The sequence below is a fragment of the Pseudomonas sp. TREG-RG-20F-10-E-6-01 genome (assembly GCF_022662455.1).
Lineage (GTDB): Bacteria > Pseudomonadota > Gammaproteobacteria > Pseudomonadales > Pseudomonadaceae > Aquipseudomonas.
Window position 1 is genome coordinate 674441 of sequence record NZ_JAKNQP010000002.1, and the last position, 26392, is coordinate 700832.

Genomic DNA, 26392 nt, shown 5'->3' on the forward strand with positions numbered 1-26392 from the left:
CCACTAAAAAGCCCCGCCTGAGTGATCAGGCGGGGCTTTTTTATGGGCGATTGATTTGAGACCTGCGCAGTTCCAACACGGGAGCGAGCAAGCCCGCTCCCACATTCAGTCGGCGTTGAAATTCAGCCTCTGTGGCAGATCCACATCCCAAAGCACACCCGGATCATTCACGTGAACCTGCGCTACCTTCGCCTGAGCGAACAGAGGCTTGGCGCCACGATCCCCGGTCAACGCCATCAGGCCTGGCCCGAACGCACGACCAAACGCCACAGGATGGCCGCATGCTCCCGCATGCACCGGCACGCTGATACCCTCTTCCGGCAGCGCATCCAGTACCTGTTCAATGCTCGATGATTGAATAAACGGCATGTCGCCCAATACCACCAACCAGCCGTCTGCCGCGCCACTGGCGGCAACCACCGCCGCAAGGCTGTCGCCCATGCCGGCAGAATGCAGCAACAGGACTTCACAGCCGTAAGCCTGTGCCAGGCGAATCACCTCCAGCCGGTCCGGCGAAGTCACCACCCAGCGCGTTACAACACGCTCAGGCAGATTCACAAGCACCTGCTCGATCACCGGTCGCGTCACACCATCTAGGCCCACGCAATCGGCCAGCAACTTGTCTTTATCAGCCCCCGCCTCAGCCCGAAAACGACTGCCCTGCCCTGCCGCCAGCACAATCGCGGCAACGGTCATTGAGCTGCTACCGGCAACGGCTTTTTCTGCAGTGGTGCCACGCCGTTCTTGATCGCAACGATTTCGGCCATCAACGACAACGCAATTTCCGACGGTGTATGACTGCCGATGTGCAAACCGATCGGCCCATGCAAGCGGGCAATGGCCTCCGCCGACAGGCCCAGCGCCGCCAGGTTCTCTCGGCGCTTCTGGCTGTTGACCCGTGAACCAAGGGCACCAATGTAGAACGCCGTGGAATTGAGCGCCGTCAGCAGCGCCATGTCATCCAGGCGCGGATCGTGGGTCAGGCAGACGATGGCAGTGCGTTCATCGGTCTGGATATTGAGCACCGCTTCATCCGGCATGCCCGGTACAAAGCGGCCGTGCTGTTCTTCCCAGCCATAGACGAACTCTTCACGCGGGTCGCAGATCAGCACTTCGAAATCCAGCAACCGCGCCATTTCAGCCGCGTAGCGTGACAACTGGCCCGCACCGATCAGCAACAAACGCCAGCGGGGGCCATAGATCGCGCGCAGGCGTTCACCGTCGAAGGTCACGACATCGGTCTTGCTCGCACCGCTCAAGTTCACCTCGCCAGTGGCCAGGTCCAACTCGCGCGCAACGATTTCATGCGCCTCACACCGCGCCAGCAATTGGGCGACCCAAGCCCAGTTGTCCACGCGCTCTTCGGTCAGGCGTAATGTACCGCCGCAGGGCAAGCCAAAACGCGCAGCCTCATCCCGGGTGACACCATAGGTCACCAGTTGCACCGGCGGCCCGTCGTCCGGCAAGCGACCGTCCTGCAAGCGCGCGATCAAGTCATCCTCGATGCAGCCACCGGACACCGACCCAATCACCACACCGTCGCCCCGCAAGGCCAACATCGCCCCAGGCGGGCGCGGTGCACTGCCCCAGGTCTGGACCACGCTGTAAAGCACCACTCGGTGCCCCGCGCGGCGCCAATCGAGCACGCTGCGCAAGACATTCAGATCCACACTGTCCATCAAAACTCCTGCAAGCGATTGCAGCGCAAACATGCGGCTGGCTAATGGGTTTTAGAGCGGACACCCCGGCGTGAGTTTCATCAGCATCGTCCGGTCAGGGCCAACGGACGTAGGCAGATACGAGCCTCATCGCGATTTGATGAAGCGGTGACTGACTGTAAATCAAAAGCACCGAAAAGTGACCCCGCAGAAACGCAAACGCCCCGATCAGGTCGGGGCGTTTGCAGAGCGTCTGGCGCGATTCACGCCTTCGGCATGTTACTTGACCGCAGGAGCTGGGCCTTCAGCCACGCCCAGGTCATCTTCCGGACGGGTGTCGGAGATGCCAGTGCCGCCGGACGCCAGCTCGCTGTGCAGCTTGTCGGTGTCCAGTTCCTTGACCCACTTGGCCACAACGATGGTGGCAACGGCGTTACCGACCAGGTTGGTCAGTGCGCGGGCTTCGGACATGAAGCGGTCGATACCCAGGATCAGCGCCAGGCCGGCAACCGGCAGATGGCCAACAGCCGACAGGGTGGCCGCCAGCACGATGAAGCCCGAACCGGTCACGCCTGCAGCGCCTTTGGAGGACAGCAGCAGCACCAGCAGCAAGGTGATCTGGTGGGTGATGTCCATGTGGGTGTCGGTCGCCTGAGCGATGAACACGGCCGCCATGGTCAGGTAGATCGAGGTACCGTCGAGGTTGAAGGAGTAGCCGGTCGGGATCACCAGGCCTACTACGGATTTCTTCGCGCCCAGACGCTCCATCTTGATCAGCATGCGTGGCAGTGCCGATTCGGAGGAGGAAGTCCCCAGTACGATCAACAGCTCTTCACGGATGTAGCGAACCAGCTTCAATACGCTGAAACCGTGTGCGCGGCAGATGGCGCCCAGCACCACGACCACGAACAGGATGCAGGTGATGTAGAAGCAGATCATCAGCTGACCCAGCTGTACCAGCGAGCCTACACCGTAGGCGCCGATGGTGAACGCCATGGCGCCCAGGGCACCCAGTGGCGCGAGCTTCATGATCATGTTGATGATGTTGAACATCACGTGCGCGAAGCGATCGATGAAGTCCAGCACCGGCTTGCCGTAGGCACCCAGGCGGTGCAGGGCGAAACCGAAGATCACCGAGAACATCAGCACTTGCAGGATATCGCCGTTGGCGAAAGCGCCGACGATGGTGTTCGGGATCACGTTAAGGATGAAGCCAACCACGCTCTGGTCTGCACCGGCAGTCACGTAGGCCGCGACTTTGGAGGCGTCCAGGGTAGCCACGTCGATGTGCATGCCGGCGCCCGGCTGCACGACGTTAACCACGACCAGACCGATCAACAGGGCGATGGTGGAAACAACTTCGAAGTACAGCAGCGCGTAGCCACCGGTTTTGCCCACCGATTTCATGCTTTGCATGCCAGCGATGCCGCTGACAACGGTGCAGAAGATGATCGGAGCGATGACCATTTTGATCAGCTTGATGAAGCCGTCACCCAGTGGCTTGAGCGCCACGCCGGTCTGCGGGTAGAAGTGACCGAGCAAAATACCGATAACGATTGCAACGATCACCTGGAAATACAGGGATTTGTACAGTGGCTGACGAGTCGTCATTGCAAAGTTCCTCAATCGCACCGTGTGGCAAATATCCGCCATTGCCCACGACACTTGAATTGCGAACCCTCCTGCACTGGAGGGATTTGTTGTTTGCGAGGTCTGCTGAAACAGGCCTGCGCTGTTCTCTGTATCGCAAACGTCGTGCCACTTCGCTTAAAAAATGCTGAAGGCCTTTAGACATCAGGGCTGGGGGCAAGACGACGGCCCTGTACACCCTGGAAGATGTGGCGGAATTCCGCCAGGCCGCCCGGTCTCGTCCTACAATTTGGCGGATATCCGCCTTGTCGCCCCTCTCGGTGATGGCTAACATCCGCCACTCCATGGACGAGGCCCTCACATGCGTGAACGTACCATCGCCAGCCACTACGCCCGGGCCGCCCTCGGCGGTGCGCGCCGGGCGGGCTACGACTGCTCGGGCCTGCTGCTGCAGGTGGGCATCACCCCCGAGCTGTTGACCGAACCCCGCGCCCGCATCGCCCCCGAGCAATTTACCCGGCTATTGCAGAGGTTGTGGCTGGCGCTGGACGACGAATACCTGGGGTTTGCCGAAGGCCCGAGCAAGCGCGGCACTTTCGCCATGATGTGCCACGCGCTGATTCACTGCCGCACCCTGGAGAAGGCTCTGGAACGCGGCTTATTATTTTATAGCCTATTCCCACAGGGTCCGCGCTGGCAGCTGACGAGAGAAGGCGACATGGCCCGGCTGAGCCTGGACGATTCGCAGCTGTGGGACCCGGATCACTTCCTCAGTGAATGCCTGCTGGTGATCTGGCATCGCCTGGGCAGTTGGTTGATCGGCCAGCGTATCCGCCTGCAACAGGCAACGTTCAGCTACCCGATGCCGGCCCATGCCGGCGAATACGACCTGCTCTTTCCCTGCCCTCAGGTATTCGGCGCGCCACACAGCAGCCTGGTGTTTCCCAGCCGCTACCTGAGCTTGCCGCTGCTGCAGGACGAACGCACCCTCAAGCATTTTCTCGAGCGCTCCCCCGCCGACCTGCTGTCGCGGCCGGATGAAGGCGACAGCCTGAGCAGCCAGCTGCGCCGCCTGTTGAGCCGCGACCGCACGCCCTGGCCGGACCTGGAAGCGGTCGCGCAGCACCTGCACATCAGTCCTCAAACCCTGCGCAGGCATTTACGTGAGGAAGGCACCAGTTTTCAGGCGCTCAAGGATGAATTGCGACGGGACATTGCCATCTATCATTTGGGACGAGCGGATTTGTCGTTGCAGGAGATTGCCGAGCAGCTGGGGTTTTCCGAGCCGTCGGCATTTCATCGGGCGTTCAAGAAGTGGACGGGCTTGACGCCGGGGGCGTATCGGGCGCAGGAGAGTTAGCGGTGTGGTGCCATTGCCGGCCCCTTCGCGAGCAAGCCCGCTTCCACATTTAACCGCGTTTATCCTGTAGGAATGCGATCGAATGTGGGAGCGGGCTTGCTCGCGAAGGGGCCAGTGGAGTCAACAGAGATCACAAGGCCGGAAAGTGAATCTTGAACGCCGCGCCGCCCAATGGTGAGTCGCCCAAAGTCAGCCGCGCGCTGTAGCTTTCAATAATGTCCTTGACCACCGCCAGACCAATGCCCTGCCCCGGATGCTGGCGGTCCAGCCGCTCGCCCCTTTGCAGAATCCGCGCACGCTGATCAGGCGGCACACCAGGCCCGTCATCTTCAATGCACAGCTCGGTGCCTTCGAGGCTTTCTGTCAGGCTGATGCGCACTTCGCTCAGGCACAGGCGATAGGCGTTTTCCAGCAAGTTGCCGAGCATTTCGAGCAACGCGCCCTTCTCGATCGGCACATCGCATTCGGCCGGCAACTCAAAAGTCACCGTCACGCGTTTATCGCGATAGACCTTGTCCAGCGTGTCACACAGGCTTTGCAATACCGGCTCAAGGCGCACCTGGTGGCGCACCAGCCCGCTTTTGCGCAAGCTGGCACGCTGCAACTGGTAGCCGATCTGCTGGCTCATCCGTTCGATCTGCGACTGCAATACCCAGGCCTGGCCGCGATCTTCCGGGCGCTGGGCCATGTCTTCACTCACACCCTGCAACACGGCCAGCGGCGTTTTCAGGCTATGGGCCAAGTCGTCGAGGGAATCACGGTAGCGCGCCCGTTGTTCACGCTCGCTGTGCAGCAACCGGTTGAGAGAGCCCGTCAGACGCAGCAATTCTCGTGGATGCTCCTCGGAAAGGCTTTCGCGGGTGCCGCCTTCGATCTGGTCAAGTTCCTGGCTAAGGCGCCGCAGGGCTTGCAGGCCCCACGTCAGGCCCAGCCACAGCAACGTCAGCAACACCAGTAAGGCCGCGCCGAACCCCAGATAGAGGTTTTCCCGCAGGCCTTCAAGGGTCAGCTGGTATTCGCGCACTGGCTGCAGGGCCACGATACTGAACGCCGCGCTCTTGCCGCCCAGCAGCTTGACCTCGACGTCATACACGAAAAATTCCTGACCATTGGCCTCGCGAATGCGCGCGAACTCATTACCGCGCCCGTCGTAGCGCGGCTTGTAGTTGATGTTTTCTTCCTGGGTAGCGCGTGAGCGCCATACCAGATGGCCTTCACGGTCGTAGATATAGCCAAGCAGACGGCTATCGGTGAGGTTGAAACGCTCGTCCGGCAACTGCGCAGGCATCAGCAGGCGATTGTTTTCGACGCGCGCAGCGGAAATCAGGGTGGTGACGTCCGACGCCAGGCGCTGCTCGATGGAATCCTGCAGCGCCAGGCTGAATGCCCCTTGCATGGCGGGCAATAAGCCCAGCATGAACAACACGGCCAGGGTGGTGGCCGCCAGCATCAAGCGCACACGTAACGAGCGTATCAACGGCAGCGCTCATTAAACAGGTAACCCAGGCCCCGCACGGTGTCGATCGGCTTGAACCCGGCTGGCCCTTCCAGCTTGCGGCGCAGGCGGCCGACGAGCACTTCGATCACGTTCGGATCGCGCTCGTCGTCATCGGGATAAAGCTGCTCCATCAGGCGATCCTTGGCGACAACTTGCTGATGGTGGCGCATCAAGTATTCGAGAATCCGATACTCATAGGCGGTCAGCGCCAGCGGCTGTTCATCCAGGGACGCTTGCTTGCGATTGAGGTCCAGCAGCAAGGGCCCGGCAACAATGGTCGACTGGGTGAAACCGCTGGAGCGGCGCAGCAAGGCGTTCATCCGCGCCTCCAGCTCTTCGAACTGGAACGGCTTGACCACGTAGTCGTCAGCGCCGGCCGCCAAGCCTTCGACCTTGTCCTGCCAGTTGCCGCGGGCGGTGAGGATCAGGATCGGGAAGGTTTTGGCCTGGCTGCGCAGTTGGCGGATCAGGTCCAAGCCGCCCATGCCGGGCAGGCCCAGGTCGATGATGGCCAGGTCATGGTTGAATTGCCCGGTCTGGTACAGGGCTTCCTCGGCATTGGCCACGGCCTCGACCACGTGCCCGCTGTCGGTCAGGCGGGTGAACAGGTGATGACGCAACAGCGCCTCATCTTCCACGACCAGCAATTTCATAAGGCTCTCCAAGGCAATTCAACTGTCCGACAGGGGGATATCATAGCGGCCCTGCAAGTCTTGCGGGCGCAGTTTAATGCCATTGTATTGGCCCGTCAGGTGTTCGTAACCGGTGCGGTAGGCAGGTTGCGGGGCGCTCAGGCCCAGGGACTGGCCCCACGGCGCGGCCTGGGTGCCCGCGTCTTCGAAGCTGACACGATGGATCAGGTTGCTGGACTTCTTGGTTTTCTCGCCACCAAAGGCCGCAAATGCACCGTCCGACGCCTGGACGCCGGCAGTGGCACTGAGCATGGTTAACGCCAACATCAGCTTTTTGATCGCAGTCATGGTGCTTACCTCTACGCGTTTTGGCTGTTGAGCCCAGACTACGCAGGCGCCCCTGAACTCCCCCTGAACGGGCTCTGAACCGGGCCTGAACCGTGACGGGCTATCCACTGGCGCGCCAACTGACGCAAAATACCGCGCATGACGCCTCTACCCGCTTGCTGCACCCCACTTGATGCCCATTGGCCGCTGCCCGCTCCGTTGCCGGGCACGGTGTTTCTGAGCACCCGTTTCGATCCAGCCTTATTAGCTGCCGGTGATTTCCAGCGCTGCGCGGTGCCGCCTCCGGCCAGCATCCAGCGCTCGGTGGCCAAGCGCCAGGCTGAGTTTCTCGCTGGCCGCCTGTGCGCCCGCGCGGCGCTGCAACAACTCGATCACCTTGATTGCGTGCCGCCCATCGGCGAAGACCGTGCGCCGGTGTGGCCTGAACACATCAGCGGCTCAATCACCCACAGCACCGGGCACGCTGCGGCGATTGTCGGGCACAAGGCGCAATGGCGTGGGCTGGGGATGGACCTGGAGAATGTGCTGGCACTGGACCGGGCCGAACGCCTGGCCGGGGAGATTCTGACGGCTGAAGAAATGCAGCGCATGGCAAGCGTGCCGCGCGAGCAGGTCGCCTTGTTGGTGACGCTGACGTTTTCGGCCAAGGAAAGCCTGTTCAAGGCGCTCTACCCGATCGTGCAGAAGCGCTTTTACTTCGAACATGCCGAGGTGGTGGCGTGGTCCGAGACCGGACAGGTGCGACTAAGGCTGCTGACCGACCTGTCTGCCGAGTGGTGCCATGGCACGGAGTTGGAGGGGCAGTTTGCGGTGGAAGGTGAGCAATTGTTGAGTCTAGTGGCCGTCAGGGCCTGATCTGACGCCATCGCAGGCAAGCCAGCGCCCACATTTTTGCATGCATTCCCCCTGTGGGAGCTGGCTTGCCTGCGATAGCGATCTCAAGCCTTCTCCTGATCCCTGGGCCAACTCAGGCTGAAGCACGCCCCACCCAGGTTGTTGCTCTTGCTGATCAGCGCCCGCCCGCCGTGCCAATAGATGATCCGCCGCACAATCGACAAACCCAGGCCGTGCCCGCCGGAGGCGCGGGTGCGGCTGTCGTCCAGGCGCAGAAACGGCGTGAAAATGCGCTCCCAGGCGCTTTCCGGCACACCGGGGCCGTCATCTTCCACATCAATGCGGCAACGCACCTGCCCGACCTGGTAGCTGATCAACACCTGGCCCTGGGCGTGGCGCATCGCATTGCTCACCAGGTTTTGCACAGCGCGGTGCAGGTAGCGCGGCTCGGCATCGACCCAGGCGTCGTCCCAATGCGCCGACGACAAGCAAATACCACGGGCCACGTTGACCTGAGGGCGCAGTGGCGACAATTCGCCGATCACCTGATCGAGCAACGCGCTGAGGTCGACCCGCTGGAAATTCAGCTCCGGCGCGCCCTGCTCCAGGCGGGCGTAGGTGAGCATTTCGTCAACCAGGCCATCCAGGTCCTGAATGTCGCTGTCCATGCCGTCCATGTATTTGCGCCGCGCCTCGGGGCTGGCGGCGTCGCCGATCATCTCCAGGCCAAAGCGCAGGCGTGCCACCGGAGTGCGCAATTCGTGGGACACCGCCCGCACCAGCTCACGCTGAATCGCCAGTAACTGCTGCAAGTGCTCGGCCATGCCATTAAAGGCCGCCGCCAGTCGCCCCACCGAGTCGGCGCCACGTGCCGGCACGCGGACCTCCAGATTGCCTTTGGCGATGCGTGTGGCCGCCGCTTCCAGCCCCTTGAGACGCCGCTCAAGCTGACGCACCAACAAATACACGATCAAGCCGATCAAGGTCAGGCTGATCAAGGCGATCAGGATCAGCCACTGCGGCGGGTAAGGGTTCATTTGGTACAGCGGGCCGATTTCCAGTACCCATGGCGTCCCGACCATGCCGGCAAACACGCGGATCGAATCGCCGCCCTTGCCCAAGGCCATCACCGTATCGCCTTCCGAGACCCGTCGGCGCTGGTCGTCGTCCATGTCAGCCTGGTCCAGGGTCATCAGGTGCATGTCAAAACCAAAGCCCTTGGCTTCTTTTATGTCAGCGAGTTTTTGCGGCTGCTCGGCGACCGGAAAGCGCACCAGTTCGTCCGCCAGCAGGTAAATCGTCGCGCGGGCCAGTTGTTCGCTGATCTGTTGCACTTCGCCGGTGAGTACCAGTTGTTCCTGCTCGCTGACCAGGCGCAGCACCCGCGCCGCGTGCGGCCCGGTCTGCTCGACCAGCACCTGGCCGCGTTGCAGGCGGTTGCGTTGGCTCAGGTCCAGTTGCGCATCGGTGAGTGTGCGCAGTTCCAGGGGAATGCCCAGCAAACGCTCCCACACCGCCAGGGCGCGCTGGCGTTCGATGGCGCTCATGGGCTGCAGGTTGTCGCCCATCAACGCGAAGGTGCCGTGGGCCAGGCGTTCACGGTATTGACCGCTGCGCACTTCATTGAGCAGGTGCAGGGCCAGTACGCCGAGTAACGCCACCAGGATCAGCGCCGCGCACATGCCGCCGTAGATGCGCAGGAAGATTGAGTTCACAGCGGCATATCGGCAGCGGCTTCGGGGACGAACAGGTAGCCTTTGCTGCGGATCGTCTTGATCAGGCGCGGGTGGATCGGGTCGTCGCCGATTTTGGGGCGAATGCGTGAGATGCGAACATCGATGGAACGGTCCTGGCCGTCGTAGCCGATGCCGCGCAGGGCGATAAAGATTTCTTCGCGCGACAGGATGCGCCCGGCATTCGCCACCAGCAGCCATAGCAGGTCGAATTCGGCACTGGTCAACTCAATGCCGCCTTCGTGCAGCCAGGCTTCGCGCAGGGCGTTATCCACCACCAAGGGGCCAAATTGCAGGCGACGCTGGTTTTCCACGGCGATCGGCAAGGCCGGCTCACTGCGCCGCAGCAGGGCCTGGATACGCGCCAGCAACAGGCGCGGGCGCACGGGTTTGCACACGTAATCATCGGCGCCCATGTCCAGGCCCTGCACCTGGTCCATATCATCGGTGCGTGCAGTGAGCATCAGGATCACACCGTCATAGCGCTCGCGCACACTGCGGCAGATGCTCAGGCCATCTTCGCCGGGCAGCATCAGGTCGAGGATCACCAGGTCGGGCTGTTCGGCAATGATGCGTGCCGCCGCCAGGGCGCCGTCGCTTTCCACCGCCACCCGCAGGCCGTTGCTCTGCAAATAATCACGGGTCAACTCGGCCAATCGCTCGTCGTCCTCGACGATCAATATCTGCCAGGCTTCTTGCTCCATGCGCTACCTCGGTTCTAATTATTGTCATCTACGGGGCACACACTGCTGCCTCTATTGAAGGCCGATTGTAGCCATGCGCCAGCCCTCTGGCACAAGCCGGGAAATCCATTCGGTGATCGCATTTTTTTGTGGTAGGGTTCGCGCCCTCAAAATTCCAATCGGCTGTTTTTACCTTGGAATATTCGGTGACAAACGGCGCGATCCAGTAGTACTGCGGCCTACACGGGCGTTCTACGATTCATACACATTTTACCCACAGCGTTATCCACAGGTAGTGCGTTGCTAAGCCCCCCAAAACGCATTATCTTGTACCTCGGCGCTAAAAAAACCCTACATGTAGGGTTTTAAGCGAAAAACCAAACACAGATCAGACAAGAAACTCAAGCGCTTTCTTGCTCCCGTTTGGTTGGAACCAACGCATTTTTTAAAAGCCCAAACCGCGCACGCGGATGGCAGCCGTTTTCCAGCCTCCAGGGCAGAAAGCGGTACGGGTGTTGCAGTGCTTGAAGCGAGCAACTGTCACCCACCAGGAATACGGCGAAGGGCGCCTCATGGCCCGAACCGAAGACTTCGGCATGGAAGCGGCGCGATGAGCTCCCTTCCTCCTGTCCCGAAGTTGTTATGCCAGGCCCAGGCCTGCTGTAAGTGCTTCAGGACGGAACGGTGGGCACCGTGATGGTGCCCAAATAAATATAGAATGTGGAGACAACCCCCCATGCAAACCGACACAACTCGCGAGAACCCGCAGGGCTCCGTGCCGCAGGCCGCTGATTCGAACCTGGATCTGTCCGCCACCGCACCTGGCCAACTGCGAGTGATCAAGCGTAACGGCACTGTCGTTCCTTACACCGATGACAAAATCACCGTCGCCATCACCAAAGCGTTTCTTGCAGTTGAAGGCGGCACCGCTGCTGCCTCGTCGCGCATCCATGACACCGTTGCCCGCCTGACCGAACAAGTCACTGCGACCTTCAAGCGTCGCATGCCCTCGGGCGGCACCATCCACATCGAAGAAATCCAGGACCAGGTCGAACTGGCCCTGATGCGTGCCGGCGAGCAGAAAGTTGCCCGCGACTACGTGATCTACCGTGACTCCCGCGCCAAAGAGCGCGCTGTACGCACCCCGGCTGAAGAAGCTGCCGTACAAGCTCACCCGTCGATCCGCATCACCCTGGCTGACGGCACCTTTGCACCGCTGGACCTGGGCCGCCTGAACACCATCATCACCGAGGCCTGCGAAGGCCTGGAAGAAGTCGACGGTGACCTGATCCAGCGCGAAACCCTGAAGAATCTGTACGACGGCGTGGCCCTGACCGACGTCAACACAGCCCTGGTGATGACCGCCCGTACCCTGGTTGAACGTGAGCCGAACTACTCGTTCGTGACCGCGCGCCTGCTGATGGACACCCTGCGTGCCGAAGGCCTGGGCTTCCTGAAAGTCGCCGACAGCGCCACCCACCACGAGATGGCTGACCTGTACGCCAAGGCCCTGCCTGCCTACATCGCCAAGGGTATCGAGTTCGAATTGCTCAACCCGATCCTGGCCACCTTCGACCTGGAAAAACTCGGCAAGGCGATCAACCACGAGCGCGATCAGCAGTTCACCTACCTGGGCCTGCAGACCCTGTACGACCGTTACTTCATCCACAAGGACGGTATCCGTTTCGAACTGCCGCAAGTGTTCTTCATGCGCGTGGCCATGGGCCTGGCGATCGAAGAGAAGCACAAAGAAGACCGCGCCATCGAGTTCTACAACCTGTTGTCGTCCTTCGACTACATGTCGTCGACCCCGACCCTGTTCAACGCCGGTACCCTGCGTCCACAGCTGTCGAGCTGCTACCTGACCACCGTGCCGGATGACCTGTCGGGCATCTACCACGCGATCCACGACAACGCCATGTTGTCCAAATTCGCCGGCGGCCTGGGCAACGACTGGACCCCTGTGCGTGCACTGGGTTCGTACATCAAGGGCACCAACGGCAAGTCCCAGGGCGTTGTACCGTTCCTCAAAGTAGTGAACGACACCGCTGTAGCCGTGAACCAGGGTGGCAAGCGCAAAGGCGCTGTGTGTGCCTACCTGGAAACCTGGCACATGGACATTGAAGAGTTCATCGAGCTGCGCAAGAACACCGGTGATGACCGTCGTCGTACCCACGACATGAACACCGCCAACTGGATCCCTGACCTGTTCATGAAGCGTGTCTTCGATGACGGCCCGTGGACCCTGTTCTCGCCATCCGAAGTACCAGACCTGCACGACCTGACCGGCAAGGCCTTCGAGGAGCGTTACGAGTACTACGAAGCCCTGTCCCAGTACCCAGGCAAGATCAAGCTGTTCAAGACCATCCAGGCCAAAGACCTGTGGCGCAAAATGCTGTCCATGCTGTTTGAAACCGGCCACCCATGGCTGACCTTCAAAGACCCGTGCAACCTGCGCAGCCCGCAGCAGCACGTGGGCGTGGTCCACAGCTCGAACCTGTGCACCGAGATCACCTTGAACACCAACAAGGACGAGATCGCCGTTTGCAACCTGGGCTCGATCAACCTGCCGAACCACATCGTCAACGGCAAGCTGGACACCGCCAAGCTGGAACGCACCGTGAACACCGCCGTTCGTATGCTCGATAACGTTATCGACATCAACTACTACTCGGTACCACAGGCGCAGAACTCCAACTTCAAGCACCGTCCGGTCGGCCTGGGCATCATGGGCTTCCAGGACGCGCTGTACCTGCAGCACATTCCTTACGGTTCGGACGCTGCGGTCGAGTTCGCCGACAAGTCGATGGAAGCGGTCAGCTACTACGCCATCCAGGCTTCCTGCGACCTGGCCGACGAGCGCGGTGCCTACGAGACGTTCCAGGGTTCGCTGTGGTCCAAAGGCATCCTGCCGCTGGATTCGCAACAGATCCTGATCGAGCAGCGTGGCCAGAAGTACATCGACGTTGACCTGGAAGAGTCCCTGGACTGGGCCCCGGTACGTGCCCGTGTGCAGAAAGGCATTCGTAACTCCAACATCATGGCCATCGCACCGACCGCCACCATCGCCAACATCACTGGCGTATCGCAGTCGATCGAACCGACCTACCAGAACCTGTATGTGAAATCGAACCTGTCGGGCGAATTCACCGTGATCAACCCGTACCTGGTTCGCGACCTGAAAGCTCGTGGCCTGTGGGACTCGGTGATGATCAACGACCTGAAGTACTACGACGGTTCGGTGCAGCAGATCGAGCGCATCCCGCAAGAACTCAAAGAGCTCTACGCAACTGCGTTCGAAGTGGACACCAAGTGGATCGTTGACGCCGCCAGCCGCCGTCAGAAGTGGATCGACCAGGCCCAATCGCTGAACCTGTACATCGCTGGCGCATCGGGCAAGAAGCTCGACGTGACCTACCGCATGGCCTGGTACCGTGGCCTGAAAACCACTTACTACCTCCGTGCCCTGGCCGCGACCAGCACCGAGAAGTCGACCATCAACACCGGCAAGCTGAACGCTGTTTCCAGCGGCGGCAACCACGGTGATGATTCGGTTCTCGCAGCACCAGCCGGTCCAGCGCCAGTGCCAAAGGCCTGCGCGATTGATGAGCCGGATTGCGAAGCTTGCCAATAAGCTGAGCTGATCCCGGGCTTGATTGCCCGGGGTTGAAAAAAACCGATAGACCCTGCTGCAGTGGGTTTATCGGTTTTTTGTTTTTACGCTAAACGAATTCGTAGGCGTTGCCTTCCTGGGGAGCGCCGCCCCGCCCTCCCCACAACTCCACGCGCCCGCCAATTACCGCCATTGAATGGCCGCCATAGTCGACAACGCCCAGTGTGCCGCTTGCCAGCTCCGAACTCGAAGAGGCTTTGTAGAGGCCCTTCAACCCAAGCCGGTCCAGCGCCTCTTGCCCCATCTCACCGTTGTTCAAGCTTTGCATCGCATGCGCAAAACTCTGTTTTGAAGCCTCGGGATTGTCATCAAAACCATTCCCTTCCATCTGTGCACGCTTGGCACTCACCGCGTACATGAAGTTGGCGTCGGTCATCATCGAGGGGTTATCCCCCTTGAACTGCGCGTAACTGGCGGCGTACCTCAGTTCAGCCTTGGATAAATCCAGTTCGAACCCATCGCGCATCTTGACGTGATAGCCACCAGCGGTCTCATGCACCTCAGCGAAAACATCAGTGGGCTTCTGCCCAAACTTCATCATCGCCCCCTTTATCGCGGCAACCGTGACGCAATTACCATCAGGCCCCTGGCTGAATCCACTCCAGATATTGTCCGGTTTCTTGCCCGGGTTACTTGCGTCCGGCTTGTAGTTGAAATGCTTGGAGCCTTCGGTAATCGGCAGATTACTCATGGGCTCACTGCCGCCAAAATCGCTTGGATTAACCCGGCCGCCATCACCGCCACCGCCACCGCGGTCTGGCGACGGTGTGGGACGCGGTGTTGGAGACGGAGTCGCGTCATCTGCAAACAGCTCCGGAAACAGCCTCTTCAACAGCGCAAGAAAATCTGTGACCGCATCGCGCTTCAGCTGCTCAAGGATCGCTTTGAATTTTTCCTCTCCCAGCGCGTTTCGCTTGTCATTGAGCTTGTCGCGCAGGTCCTGGACCGTCTGGTTTTTGGAGGTTTTCTCGGCGTCATCCAACTGCCTGAGAAGCTGCGTGACCGCCTCTTTATCGGCATCGAACGCATCCCGGTTGCCCTCTGATCGGCTGACGCCATTCAGGAACTGCCCTGCCCACCCAACGCCATAACGCACACCTCCAGCCCCTTGGCCGGACATCGACGAACTTCCCATACCGAGCCACCTTGTGATCGAACACGTTGAGGCTTGATGAGTGGGAAGAACCGTGTGGCCGGTTCCAACACGGGCCTGTCGGCTGTAATCAGGCGAGAGGTGGGAATACTCCCCGATGCCAAATGGCAGGCAAAAAAAAGCCCCTCGATCGAGGGGCTTTTGTTGCGCGTGCGCGTCAGGCCAACAGCATCAGGTCATCTGAATGATGGTCTGCATGATGGTGCTCTGAGTGGAGATGGTCTTGGCGTTCGCCTGATAGTTGCTCTGGGCCTTGATCAGGTCCACCAGCTCGTTGGTCAGGTTGACGTTGGAGTTCTCCAGGGATTTGGACACGATCGAACCCAGGGTACCGGCTTGCGGGGTGTCGTAACCCGGCTGGCCCGATGCATAGGTTTCTTTCCAAGTGGTGCCGCCCGCCGGCTGCAGGCCTTGTTCGTTGTTGAAACTGGCCAGGGAAAGCTGGCCGATGGACTTGCTCTGCTGGTTGCTGAAGGTGGCGAACAACACGCCGTTACCGTCAATGTTCAGGCCGGTAATCTGGCCGGTGGCGTAGCCATCGGTGACCGGGGGGTTACGGTAGGTGGCCGAGTTGTACTGGGTGATGTTGCTCATGTTGATGGCAATCCCACCTGGGTTGGCGTTCGCACCGTTTTGGGTCCACACGCCGTCGGTCACTGTGCCTGGCACCCAGCCGGTCAGCTGCAAGGTGGTGCTGGAAGTGGTGCCCGTGACAATCCCGGTGAGCTTGCCGGAACCGTCGAAGCTCAACGTCGAGGCGACCGGCGGCGTCGAGCCTGTGCCGGTAGGCGCCGAACCGTCAGGGTTACGGCCATCGATCAGGGTGTAGGATTTCCAGGTGTTGGAATCTGTTTTCACCAGGTATTGCACCATTGGGTGGGCGTTGCCCTGGGTGTCATACAAGGTGGTGTTGTATTGGGTGCTGAAGGTGGTGGAGTCCGTTGGATCAAACGGCTTGGTCGTTTGATCGATCACCGGCGAAGACGAGTTCAGGTTACTGGTGGAATCGACTTTGGTGGACGCCTTGGGCGGCAGGTTCGACAGGTTCAGTTGCAGGTCGGTCAGCGCGCCCTTGATGATGTTGCCGTCGGCGTCCGCCGCGTAGCCTTGCAGACGCGAGGTGCCGGTGTTGTTGGTGATGTAGCCGTCTTTATCCGAACGGAAGGCACCGCTGCGGGTGTATTCCAGCGAGCCGTCACTGCCCTTCTGAACGAAGAAGCCGCCGCCCTGGATCGCCATGTCCAGCAGACCACCGGTGTTGTTGACGTCACCCTGGGTGAACTGCTGGGAAACGGCCGCCAGGTTTACACCACTGCCGACACTATTCTGGCCGGTGCCCAGCTTGGACGCGGCGTAGATGTCCGAGAACTCGGCACGGGACGACTTGAAGCCCGTGGTCGCGACGTTGGCGATGTTGTTGCCGGTCACGTCCAGTTGTTTGTTGGCCGCATAGAGGCCGCTAAGGCCGATGTTAAAAGACATGTTTCTCTCCTTCTGCCGTATTTAGCCGGCTCTATGTACCGATAGTCTGAATTTGCGACAGCTTGACGCTGCCCATGCCGCCGGCAAGGTTGAGCAGCATTTCGCCGCCGGTCTGGCTCAACGTCACGCTGGTCACTGTTGCCGGCAGCGAGGTCAACAAGGCAACCGAGTCGCCCGTATCATTTTTGGTGCTGGCCGCGAAGGTATAAGTCCCGGCGGGGGCGACCTCGCCGTTATCGTCCTTGCCATCCCAGATAAAGCTGGAATCACCGGCGCTTTGGGCACCCATGTCGAGGGTGCGGACCACGTTGCCGTCCTTGTCGGTGATCTTCACGGAGACGTTGCCCGTCGCCGCGGTCACCGCCACCGAGCCGGTCATGCTCTTGCTGGTATCAACCATGGCCTTGTCGGTCTGGGTGATGATCGAACGCCCGACCATCGACGACGCCTGCAGCGCTTGCGAGGAGCTGAAGTTGCTGGAGATCGCATTCACCGAGTCGTTCAGGGTGTTGATGCCTTCCAGGCTACTGAACTGAGCCAGCTGGGCCACGAAGGCGCCGTTGTCCTGTGGCGACAGCGGGTCCTGGTTTTTCAGCTGGGTTACCAGCAGCTGCAGGAATGCATCTTTACCCAGCGCCTGGTTACCGGTGGCCGCCGTGGCCACCGAAGCGAGGCCGCTGTTGTCCGTCGAGGTCTTGACCTTGGAGTTGAAAAGGTCCTGAACCGGCGTGTTGGTTGTCGTAGAAGTGCTATCAACAATGGCCATTATTTGGCGCCCCTTATCACTGACCCAGGGTCAGGACCTTCTGCATCATGGTTTTGGCGGTGTTCATCATTTCCGCGTTGGTTTGGAACGAGCGGCTGGCGGAAATCATGTCGGCCATTTCCTCGACCACGTTGACGTTGGGGTAGTACACGTAACCCTTTTCGTTCGCGGCGGGATGGTTGGGTTCGTAGCGGGCTTCCAGATTGCTCTGGTCTTCGACCACGCCAAGCACCTGCACGCCCTGGCCTGCGGCGTCCTGGTTCTGGAACAGCGAGTCGCCGCTACCGCTCTGGCCACTTTGGCCGTCCTGAAACATGGTGGCGAACACCGGGTGACGGGCACGGTAGGTCTGGTCAATGCTCGAAGACACGGTTTCGGCGTTGGCGATGTTACTGGCGACGGTGTTCAGGCGCGTGGTCTGCGCGCTCATGCCACTGCCGGCAATATTGAAAACACTGGCTAAGGACATGGCTTACTCTCCACGCAGGGCTGACATCAGCCCTTTGAATTTGCTGTTGAGCAGGGTGAAGCTGGCCTGGAAGTTCACCGAGTTTTCGGCGTAGGCCGATTGCTCCAGCTGGGCGTCGACGGTGTTCTGGTCGATCGATGGCTGCATCGGCGTGCGATACAGCAACGACTCGTCACCATTGCTCAAGCCTTGCGCTTCAATATGACGGCTGTTGGTCATGTTCAAGGCGAAGGTGCCGTTCTTGGTCTTGTCCTGCTGTGCAGCGAGCACGGCAGAGAAGTCCAGGTCCCGAGCCTTGTAGTTCGGGGTGTCGGCGTTGGCAATGTTGTTGGCCAGGACTTCGGCACGCTGGGCGCGGAAGCCCAGGGCTTGTTCGTGGATACCGAGCGCTTTATCGAAGCTGATGCTCATGGCGGAAACCTTTAGGCTGACCTGCTTTTCGTAACAGGGTTATAGCAAGGCGCATGCCAATTCCATCGGGGCCCGTAATTCAAGGGTTTGCGGGGAGTTTGCCGGTGGCAATGCCAGAAAAGCGGCAACGGCCTTCCGCGTGGCGCCAGTAAAGCGGCAATACCGGTTGCCGCTTTTATGCAAACTGCCGGCAGTGACACGGCTGCTTGGACGACAGGTTCAGCAGGCAGCCCTTCAATGCAACGGCCTGAACACTGAATATTGCGTCGCCTGGGCTTGAACCCTGCCGAATCGCGCGCATAAAAAACGGGAGGCCTTTGCGGGCCTCCCGTTTTTTAATGCTCATGTGCCGATCACTTGGCCTGGTAAATGATACCGGGGCTGCACTGCACCATCTGGTAATGATCCGGCAACCCGTTCAGCGCCTCGGACGCACCGAGGAACAGGTACCCACCACGCTTGAGCGTGCCGTGGATGCGCAACAGGATGTCTTTCTTCACTTCGGCCGAGAAATAGATCAGCACGTTGCGGCAGAACACCATGTCGAACTTGCCCAGGCTGGCGTAGCTGTCGAGCAGGTTGAACGAACGAAACTCCACCCGGCTCTTGATCGGTGCCTTGACTGCCCAGCGCCCCGCCCCTTTGGGGTCGAAGTAACGCTGCAGGCGCTCCTGAGACAAACCACGGCCCAGGGCCAGGCTGTCGTACTCGCCGGTCTTGCAATTGGTGAGCATGGTGCCGGACAAGTCAGTGGCGACAATCTGCGCCCCGGCCTTCAACTGGCCCATGTTCGTGCGCTCGAATTCGTCGATGGACATCGAGATCGAGTACGGTTCCTGCCCCGAGGAGCAAGCGGCCGACCAGATACGCAAGCGCTGGCCCGGGCTGGCCTTGATGGCCTCCGGCAGCACTTTGTTCTTGAGCACTTCGAAGGGGTAGGTATCCCGAAACCACAGGGTTTCGTTGGTGGTCATGGCATCCACCACCATTTCCTTGAGCCCGCTGCGCGGCTGGCCCTGAATGCGCTGGACCAACTCGCCCAGCGACTTGATGCCCTGCTGCTCCATCAGTTTGTTGAGGCGGCTGGATACCAGGTACTGCTTGTTTTCACCGAGCAATATGCCACAGGCTTTTTCCAGGAAGACCCGGAACTGTTCGAAATCCAAATTACCCGTAGACAATGATACCGCCTCTTAAATCGTGTGACCGCCAGGGGAACTCCCCTTAGCCGTGATCTGCTGCCTTGATCCGGTCGACTACCCGGGATGCCAGGTCATCAGGGCGGAATTTGGCCAGAAAGTCATCGGCACCGACCTTCTTGACCATCGCCTGATTGAATACGCCCGACAACGAAGTATGCAGGATGATATGCAATTTTTGCATGCGTGGATCGTTGCGTATTTCGGCCGTGAGCGTGTAGCCATCCATTTCCGGCATCTCGATGTCGGAGATCATCATCAAAAATTCTTCTTCCGGCTTCTTGCCTTCGTCCACCAGCTTGCGCAGGTAATCCAGGGCCTGGCGACCGTCGTTGAGGGCCACCACTTCCACGCCGACGGTCTGCAGGCAACGGGTCACCTGCTTGCGCGCGACCGAGGAGTCGTCCACGGTCAGCACGCGCAGCGAGATTGCCTTGTGCGCCGTTTCGGCGTCGACGACGCCTACCGAAATCGACTCGGAGGTCGGTGCCACTTCCGCGAGGATCTTCTCCACGTCGATGATTTCCACCAACTGGTTATCGACCCGTGTCACCGCCGTCAGGTAGTGATCGCGCCCCGTGCCCTTGGGCGGCGGGTGGATTTCCTCCCAGTTCATGTTGACGATGCGTTCCACCGAGCGCACCAGAAAACCCTGGGTCTTGGTGTTGTATTCGGTAATGATCACGAACGGATTCTGACGGTCCTGCAGCCCCGCAGAGCCGGTGGCCAAGGCCAGGTCAAGAATGGGAATGGTCGCACCACGAATGTTGGCCACGCCACACACCACCGGACTGGACTTGGGCATGATCGTCAGTTTGGGACACTGCAGCACTTCCCGCACTTTAAACACGTTGATGCCGTACAGCTGCTTGCCGTCCAGGCGAAAAAGCAACAACTCCAGGCGATTCTGCCCTACCAGCTGTGTGCGCTGGTTTACTGAATCCATTACTCCTGCCATGCCCAGACTCCTACGCAAAAACCTTAGGGGTACGACGCGTACCCAACACTAAACGGCACGAGCTTTGCTATTTATAGATTTATGAACCTTAAAACGACAGTTTCCCGACGCATCCCACGCTACCGCAGAGTTGTCTGCGTCTGGCTGGCGTTGCTTGCCTTGGGCACGGGCACCATGGCCCGTGCAGATAATGTCACCCTGCCTGATCTCCTTATCGGCGTCACTCAAGGCTTTCTTGAATTCACTGTAGAAGATTATCTGGCGACCACGCAGACGCCGGGACGTTATGAAATTCAGGTGAACCAGTTGGACCCGCGCCTGCGCATGCCCATGTGCGACAAGGAATTGACAGCCACCCTGGAAAGTCCCGCCCAGCCCATCGGCCGCGTGACGGTCAAAGTACGCTGCGACGGCGCCTCGCCCTGGACTGTGTTCGTCCCGGCGCAGGTCAAACTGTTTCGTGATGTAGTGGTTGTCACACGCCCGCTCAAACGGACGGGCATCATCGGGTTTGAAGACGTTGCGCTGCGTGAACGGGATATCAGCTCGATCAGCCAGGGTTATCTCACCTCTGTGGACCAGGCCGTCGGGCAAAAACTTACCCGACCAATGGTCGCCGACCAGGTGATTACGCTGGTGCATCTGGAGCAGGCTGAAGTGATTCGCAAGGGCGACCAAGTGGTGATTTCCGCCAGCAGCGGCGGGCTGACGGTAAAGATGCCCGGCGAGGCGCTGTCCAATGGCGGCATGAGCGAACAGATCCGGGTGAAGAACCTCAATTCCAATCGCGTGATCAAGGCACAGGTGATGGCGCCAGGCCAAGTCGAGGTCGCTTTATAGATCACTGGTATCAAGCGCCAGCTTTTCCTACACTGTGCTCTGGATGTCGACCTGTACAGGTTTATTGTCAATCGAGCCTAAAGTTTGTCCGGGTATGGCCGAAAACATGGCAAGCGTCCAAATACCCAGAGGTTTTTTTATCATGGTCATCGATTTCAGTCGTTTGAATAACACCCCGGCATTGCCCGGCAATACGCGCACCAGCGGTGCCAAGGACAGCGTAGAAGCCAAGGCCCAGCCAGCGCCCGCCAAGACCGAACAGGCCAGCGCCAGCCAAAGCGGGGAATCGGTTCACCTGAGCAATGAGGCTCAACAGTTGCAAAAGGTCACTGACTCGCTGCGCGACCAGCCGGTTGTCAATAAAGCCCGTGTGGCCGAGTTGAAACAGGCCGTCGCCGATGGCAGCTACAAAGTCGACAGCAGCCGTGTAGCCAGCAAGCTGCTTAACTTCGAAGCCGAGCGCTAGGCAAAGGCCTGCGCAGGGCTTTTGGACGCTTAAAACCCAAGGCCAGCCATGCACCACGACGAACATTTGCTTCAACTGATCATTGATGATCTGGCGCCGACGCAACATTTGCTCGAGCTGCTAAAGGAAGAATCCCTGGCCCTGTACGGCCGGGACATGCGCCTGCTGGAAGAAATTCTGGCGCGCAAGCAGTCGCTGATTGTGCTGCTTGAGCAGCATGGCAAAAAGCGCAGCGAAATTCTTCTCAGCCTGGGCCTCCCGGCTGATCACGACGGCCTCGCACAACTGGCCAGCCACTCTTCGGTTGGCGATCAGTTGCTGGCGCAGAGCACCGCACTTAATCAATTACTTGCCCAGTGCCAGGAAGCCAACCTGCTCAACGGTCAGTCGATCCAGCTGCAGCAAGCGACGACGGCCAATCAGTTGCGCATCCTTCACGGCGGAGAACCCCCGGCGCTGTATAACGCCCAGGGTTCCACCTCGCGTCTGGTCAAGCCAAGCACCCGCAGCCAAGCCTGACAGTGGTTTACAGCGCGCCCTATCCAAGGCGCGCTACATGCTGGCAAAATGCCGGTTCTTGCGTGTAGTCGTATTTTGTCTGGAGATGGAAGAACCGTGTTCAACGCCCTTAATGCGGAAGATGCTCCGCAGCCACCCAAGGTGCTCACCACGCCTCTGGAAATCGCCAGCACATTGCGGATGCTGCAAGAAAGCCATGATCCACTGATCATCACTTTCCATGAACGCAGCCAGCGCTTTCAAAGCTACCTGGTGGACGTTGACCGGGACAGCAAGACGCTGATCCTGGACGAAATGATTCCGCGTGACGGTGAACGCTACCTCGAGAATGGCGAACCCTTTCGTATCGAAGGTTTCCACGATGGCGTACGCGTCGCCTGGGAAAGCAACGGCACACTGACAATCAGTGAAAAAGACGGCCACCGCATCTACACCGGCAGCATGCCCGACGAGGTGGTTTACCACCAACGCCGCAATGCCTTTCGCGCGGCGTTGAAGCTGGCGCAACTGGTCAGCATCGAACTGGGCGGCGAGAAGCTCAAGGCGCCGATCAGCGGCAAGCTTCTGGACATCTCCGCCACCGGCTGCAAATTGCGCTTTGAAGGCGACATTTCCGAGCGCCTGCAACTGGGCCAGGTCTATGACCGCTTTATTGCCGCCCTGCCCTTTGGCAGCATGACCACCTCTGTCGAGCTGCGTTACCTGCACTTCGAAGACAAGATCAACACCACCTTCGCCGGCGTGCGCTTTCACAACATGAGCGGGCTGGTGCAGCGCCAGGTGGAGCGGTTTGTGTATCAGCTGCAGCGCGAGGCGCGACGCTTTGACAAAGACGACGATCTTTAAGCGTTAAGGATCGCGACAAAAAAAACGGGCAGACCCTGATGGGATCTGCCCGTTTTTGCATTCAGGGGCGCGCCCTGCTCAAGTCGTGAGGATGCTCCTCCGGCCCCAGAGGTTCCGGCGGCCCTTCGAAAGCTGGCTCGTCTGCCGGCGGCTGTGGATCAGTGTCAGGCTCAGGATCCGGCACGGTAGTCTGCATCTGCTCCTGCACCACCGCCTCATCCACCCGAGGGTCCAGACATGCCACCAGCGGCGAGCTGGACATGCTGTCAGGCATTGCCACGTGGTGCAGCGGCGCATCGTCCACTTGGTGCAGGTTGGTCACCGCCTTCGGCCGGATACGCCACACCAGAATCAACGCACACAGGCTGAAAAACGCATACAGCATATGGCTGCCGAACAGCTTCATGACCACGCCCGCCAGCAACGGTCCGACACTGGCGCCTATGCCGTAGGTGACCAGCAACATCGCGGTCAGCGACACCCGCCGATCACCCTCGACGTGGTCATTGGAAAACGCCACCGCCAACGGATACAGGCAGAACTGCACCAAGGAACACAAGAACCCGGCCACGAACAGCACTTCCAGAGGCACCTTGGTCAGCAGCGCCAACGGCAACGCTGCCACTGCCAGGCATAAGGCAAAACACCGAATCAGCAAGGCGCGATCATAGCGGTCTGAGAGCCAGCCCAAAGGCCACTGCACCACCAGCCCGGCGAAAATGCAGCTCCCCATGAACAGACCCACTTGCTCGGTGGTCAGGCCTTGCTGCGAAGCATAGAGCGGTGCCAGACCATAGAACGAACCTACGATCAGCCCTGCGCCCAGCACGGTACTAAGCGACTGGGGCACGCGCTTTATAAAGAAGCGCGGCTCCATCGGCGCAGGATGCAAAGGCGCCGGGTGAATGCGCCGGGTCATGGCGACCGGCACCAGGCACAGGGCGAAGCACAGCGCGACCAACATCAGCAGTTCGAGGCCGAGCTCCGGATGCATCACCAGGATCAGTTGACCCAGCACCAGCCCGAGGTAGGAGGCAATCATATAACCGCTGAACACCACGCCACGCTGCTTGGCGTCCGCCTGCTCATTGAGCCAGCTCTCGATAACCATGTACTGGCACATCATCCCCAGGCCCACGATCATCCGCAGTACGATCCAGGCGGGCAGCCAGTTGATCAGGCCATGGCCCAAAACGGCAGCCCCGACAATCCCGGCACACGTGGCATAGGCGCGAATATGCCCGACACGGGCGATCAGGCGGTGCCCGATCTTGCCGCCCAACACCAGGCCAAAGTAGTTAGCCGCCATCAGCGCACCCACCCACAGGCTGTCGACGTGGTCGGCTGCCAGGCGCAAGGCAAGATAGGTGCTGAGCAGGCCGGACCCGATCAACATCATCAAGGAGGCGAAATAAAGGGCTCGAAAAGATTTCCAGATCTGGCGCATCGGCGTTCCGAGCGGCTCCTTGCAGTGAGAGTCAGGGCTATCGGCATGATAGTCCGGGGTTGCCGGGTCCGGACAGGCGATATCGGCTGTATCCGGGGAATATTTTGCTTATGGCTCAGACGCTGCCTGACCATGTGCAAGGTACACAGTTTGCGATAAATACACCGCGCACCTGCTGTGAACCCTCAACGGCTGCAAGGTTCGACCGGTGTTCACCAAGCGCGCACAAAAAAGCCCCGCCAGAGCGCTCTGGACGGGGCTTTTTCACAGGTGCTGAATCTGGTGTCCCAGGGCCGGTTCGAACGGCCAACCTTCCCCTTAGGAGGGGGATGCTCTATCCAATTGAGCTACTGGGACAAAGTGACGGCCACCGGACAAGAGGCGCGGCGACGGACGGCGTGCATGTTAACGGCCGAGGTAGGTTTTGTCATGTCGTCCGTTGGCTTTTTGAGCGTAGGCCTGTCCTTGTTCTGCAGAGCGCGGTTTGAACCCGTAAAACCGGGGGATCCATCACCGTCGTGCAAAATGCACTCCCCCAAAATGCCAGCATTGCAAATTGCAACCTTACAGGCGGTTAAAGTAGACTTAAGGCACTGATTTTATTGAAATAATAGTTTGGCACGAGACCTGCAATACTTCTCCTACAAAACCTAACCGGCCACGGCGTTAAGCGGAGAACATGACCATGAACAGTGCCCTTCTGTTAGCCCTCAACACCGTAGCCCTTGCTGCATTGGTGACTTTCCATTTTCAATCGACTGGCAGCAATGATCCCGCACAGATCAGCCAGGCGGTGCCGCACCATTTGCAACAACGCCCGCAATTGGCGGTGATGACGCCCAACGCACAATCGCCGGTACGCCTGACCCAGGGCAGTCAGGCCGCGCCAGCATCTGAACACTGGGTTTTCTGAGGGATCGTGAATGACTAAATCTGCCTGGCTGTTTTTGTGCCTGACCGTTGCAACTGGCATCGCAGGCCTTGGCGCCGATGCCCAGGATACGCAAACCACCGCTTTTGTTGCTGCCGGTGTATGTGCAAGCCTTCTGCTGCTGACGCTCATCATGGGCCGCAGAATCAAATTCGACCCCGTCTTACGCTGATCCCTCCCTCCTGCTTGTCCCCCTACCTTATGTCGCCTCGTGCTAGTAAATCGGCAAATTGCCACTAGTCTTAAACGCGAGGGCAAAAGGCCATATTGCTATAGGATGTGCGGCCTCAAACCCCGCCGTGGCCTGGACTTGCGAGAAGTTCCTTTGCGGAATCACTCGTTGAAAAGTTTTCAAACCAGTCCGCAAAAATGCAAATGAGTGCTGGCATAAAGCCTTTAGGCAGTTCAATATTTGTCACAGAATTGACGCCAAGGAACTGTCAAATCTGAGGCATGATGCGGCCTCTTTGTAATTCGGGTTGAACTTTGGTCGTGAGCCTTGTCTTAAGACTCATCTTGCGGCCAATTCCAAAAACCGCTCCCCTGAACTAACCGGTTAAATATATGCGCCCATTGAAACAGGCAATTTATTCCAGCCGTACGGCTGACAAGTTCGTCGTACGTCTGCCAGACGGAATGCGGGAACGCATTGCCGAGGTGGCTCGCAATCATCACCGCAGCATGAACTCCGAAATCATCGCGCGCCTGGAACAGAGCCTTATTCAGGAAGGTGCGCTGGGCGAAGAGTTGAGCATGCGCCTGGACAGCCCTGAGCTGTCACTGCACGAACGCGAACTGCTGCAGCGTTTTCGTCAGCTCTCCCACCGCCAGCAAAATGCTCTCGTCTCGCTTATTGCGCACGACGTTGAGGCGGCCGCAGAAGCCAATTGATCTGC

At 59.6% G+C, this 26392-nt stretch carries 26 protein-coding genes and 1 tRNA gene; 10 read left to right on the plus strand and 17 right to left on the minus strand.

Features of this window, described 5'->3' with window-relative positions:
• Positions 1-105 precede the first annotated feature (105 nt).
• The 3 genes from L8K08_RS09570 to L8K08_RS09580 form a co-directional block, all read right to left on the minus strand.
• Entirely contained in the window at positions 106-696 is a 591-nt protein-coding gene (locus L8K08_RS09570) for a nucleotidyltransferase family protein (RefSeq protein ID WP_242196159.1), read from the minus strand.
• The gene (locus L8K08_RS09575) at positions 693-1679 is read right to left on the minus strand and encodes an XdhC family protein (RefSeq protein WP_242196162.1); all 987 of its coding nucleotides are present in this window, start codon (positions 1677-1679) and stop codon (positions 693-695) included. Before L8K08_RS09575 ends, L8K08_RS09570 begins: the two co-directional genes overlap by 4 nt.
• 258 nt (positions 1680-1937) lie before the next feature.
• The gene (locus tag L8K08_RS09580; protein ID WP_145159305.1) at positions 1938-3269 is read right to left on the minus strand and encodes a dicarboxylate/amino acid:cation symporter; all 1332 of its coding nucleotides are present in this window, start codon (positions 3267-3269) and stop codon (positions 1938-1940) included.
• 340 nt (positions 3270-3609) lie between these two features.
• Here L8K08_RS09580 and L8K08_RS09585 point away from each other — a divergent pair, with 340 nt between their 5' ends.
• On the plus strand, positions 3610-4608 hold the full coding sequence (locus tag L8K08_RS09585) for an AraC family transcriptional regulator (protein WP_106576143.1): 999 nt from the start codon (positions 3610-3612) through the stop codon (positions 4606-4608).
• A 130-nt stretch (positions 4609-4738) separates the two neighbouring features.
• Here the strand turns inward: L8K08_RS09585 and L8K08_RS09590 are convergent, their stop codons facing one another.
• From L8K08_RS09590 to L8K08_RS09600, 3 genes are read right to left on the minus strand one after another with little or no spacing between them, the layout of a single operon-like run.
• Entirely contained in the window at positions 4739-6085 is a 1347-nt protein-coding gene (locus tag L8K08_RS09590; protein ID WP_106576142.1) for an ATP-binding protein, read from the minus strand.
• Positions 6082-6759: a response regulator gene (locus L8K08_RS09595; RefSeq protein ID WP_017138377.1), complete on the minus strand. Its 678-nt coding sequence runs from the start codon at positions 6757-6759 to the stop codon at positions 6082-6084. Before L8K08_RS09595 ends, L8K08_RS09590 begins: the two co-directional genes overlap by 4 nt.
• Positions 6760-6777: 18 nt before the next feature.
• A complete protein-coding gene (locus L8K08_RS09600) occupies positions 6778-7086 on the minus strand; it encodes a hypothetical protein (protein WP_145159311.1) in 309 nt (102 codons plus the stop codon).
• Positions 7087-7224: 138 nt separating this feature from the next.
• Between L8K08_RS09600 and L8K08_RS09605 the strand changes: the two genes are divergently transcribed.
• The gene (locus L8K08_RS09605; protein WP_145159313.1) at positions 7225-7941 is read left to right on the plus strand and encodes a 4'-phosphopantetheinyl transferase superfamily protein; all 717 of its coding nucleotides are present in this window, start codon (positions 7225-7227) and stop codon (positions 7939-7941) included.
• A gap of 83 nt (positions 7942-8024) precedes the next feature.
• Here the strand turns inward: L8K08_RS09605 and L8K08_RS09610 are convergent, their stop codons facing one another.
• Positions 8025-9635, minus strand: coding sequence for an ATP-binding protein (locus L8K08_RS09610; RefSeq protein WP_242196164.1), 1611 nt, complete (start codon positions 9633-9635; stop codon positions 8025-8027).
• Positions 9632-10357: a response regulator gene (locus tag L8K08_RS09615; protein WP_145159317.1), complete on the minus strand. Its 726-nt coding sequence runs from the start codon at positions 10355-10357 to the stop codon at positions 9632-9634. Before L8K08_RS09615 ends, L8K08_RS09610 begins: the two co-directional genes overlap by 4 nt.
• Before the next feature lie 715 nt (positions 10358-11072).
• Here L8K08_RS09615 and L8K08_RS09620 point away from each other — a divergent pair.
• Complete coding sequence (locus L8K08_RS09620) at positions 11073-13970, plus strand: ribonucleoside-diphosphate reductase subunit alpha (RefSeq protein ID WP_145159319.1); 2898 nt, start codon at positions 11073-11075, stop codon at positions 13968-13970.
• An 88-nt stretch (positions 13971-14058) separates the two neighbouring features.
• Here L8K08_RS09620 and L8K08_RS09625 read toward each other — a convergent pair whose 3' ends face one another.
• From L8K08_RS09625 to L8K08_RS09655, 7 genes are all read right to left on the minus strand, one after another.
• A complete protein-coding gene (locus tag L8K08_RS09625) occupies positions 14059-15144 on the minus strand; it encodes a hypothetical protein (protein WP_178119658.1) in 1086 nt (361 codons plus the stop codon).
• 189 nt (positions 15145-15333) lie between these two features.
• Positions 15334-16644, minus strand: coding sequence for a flagellar hook protein FlgE (gene flgE / locus L8K08_RS09630; RefSeq protein ID WP_145159354.1), 1311 nt, complete (start codon positions 16642-16644; stop codon positions 15334-15336).
• A 31-nt stretch (positions 16645-16675) separates the two neighbouring features.
• A complete protein-coding gene (gene flgD, locus L8K08_RS09635) occupies positions 16676-17410 on the minus strand; it encodes a flagellar hook assembly protein FlgD (RefSeq protein ID WP_242196168.1) in 735 nt (244 codons plus the stop codon).
• A 16-nt stretch (positions 17411-17426) separates the two neighbouring features.
• A complete protein-coding gene (gene flgC / locus L8K08_RS09640; RefSeq protein WP_106576134.1) occupies positions 17427-17879 on the minus strand; it encodes a flagellar basal body rod protein FlgC in 453 nt (150 codons plus the stop codon).
• A gap of 3 nt (positions 17880-17882) precedes the next feature.
• The gene (flgB, locus tag L8K08_RS09645) at positions 17883-18290 is read right to left on the minus strand and encodes a flagellar basal body rod protein FlgB (protein WP_010208346.1); all 408 of its coding nucleotides are present in this window, start codon (positions 18288-18290) and stop codon (positions 17883-17885) included.
• 353 nt (positions 18291-18643) lie between these two features.
• Positions 18644-19471, minus strand: coding sequence for a protein-glutamate O-methyltransferase CheR (gene cheR / locus L8K08_RS09650; protein WP_119741973.1), 828 nt, complete (start codon positions 19469-19471; stop codon positions 18644-18646).
• Between the two features lie 43 nt (positions 19472-19514).
• Positions 19515-20447 (minus strand): chemotaxis protein CheV, encoded by a 933-nt coding sequence (locus L8K08_RS09655; RefSeq protein ID WP_242196171.1) that lies wholly within the window; start codon positions 20445-20447, stop codon positions 19515-19517.
• Positions 20448-20528: 81 nt separating this feature from the next.
• Here L8K08_RS09655 and flgA point away from each other — a divergent pair, with 81 nt between their 5' ends.
• From flgA to L8K08_RS09675, 4 genes are all read left to right on the plus strand, one after another.
• On the plus strand, positions 20529-21287 hold the full coding sequence (gene flgA / locus L8K08_RS09660) for a flagellar basal body P-ring formation chaperone FlgA (protein WP_145159356.1): 759 nt from the start codon (positions 20529-20531) through the stop codon (positions 21285-21287).
• 142 nt (positions 21288-21429) lie between these two features.
• Positions 21430-21753, plus strand: a complete 324-nt coding sequence (flgM, locus tag L8K08_RS09665; RefSeq protein WP_145159357.1) for a flagellar biosynthesis anti-sigma factor FlgM — start codon at positions 21430-21432, stop codon at positions 21751-21753.
• 48 nt (positions 21754-21801) lie between these two features.
• Complete coding sequence (locus L8K08_RS09670) at positions 21802-22272, plus strand: flagellar protein FlgN (protein ID WP_145159358.1); 471 nt, start codon at positions 21802-21804, stop codon at positions 22270-22272.
• 96 nt (positions 22273-22368) lie between these two features.
• Positions 22369-23118: a flagellar brake protein gene (locus L8K08_RS09675; RefSeq protein WP_119741971.1), complete on the plus strand. Its 750-nt coding sequence runs from the start codon at positions 22369-22371 to the stop codon at positions 23116-23118.
• A 61-nt stretch (positions 23119-23179) separates the two neighbouring features.
• On the opposite strand, the gene L8K08_RS09680 is transcribed toward L8K08_RS09675, so the two are convergent.
• Positions 23180-24565, minus strand: coding sequence for an MFS transporter (locus L8K08_RS09680; RefSeq protein ID WP_242196175.1), 1386 nt, complete (start codon positions 24563-24565; stop codon positions 23180-23182).
• 280 nt (positions 24566-24845) lie between these two features.
• Positions 24846-24922 (minus strand) — tRNA-Arg (locus tag L8K08_RS09685).
• A gap of 328 nt (positions 24923-25250) precedes the next feature.
• Here L8K08_RS09685 and L8K08_RS09690 point away from each other — a divergent pair.
• The 3 genes from L8K08_RS09690 to L8K08_RS09700 all read left to right on the plus strand — a co-directional run bounded on the left by L8K08_RS09690 (position 25251) and on the right by L8K08_RS09700 (position 26387).
• Positions 25251-25478: a hypothetical protein gene (locus L8K08_RS09690; protein ID WP_145159360.1), complete on the plus strand. Its 228-nt coding sequence runs from the start codon at positions 25251-25253 to the stop codon at positions 25476-25478.
• Between the two features lie 10 nt (positions 25479-25488).
• Positions 25489-25668: a PA3371 family protein gene (locus L8K08_RS09695; RefSeq protein ID WP_242196178.1), complete on the plus strand. Its 180-nt coding sequence runs from the start codon at positions 25489-25491 to the stop codon at positions 25666-25668.
• A gap of 392 nt (positions 25669-26060) precedes the next feature.
• Entirely contained in the window at positions 26061-26387 is a 327-nt protein-coding gene (locus L8K08_RS09700; protein ID WP_003193592.1) for an Arc family DNA-binding protein, read from the plus strand.
• Positions 26388-26392 lie beyond the last annotated feature (5 nt).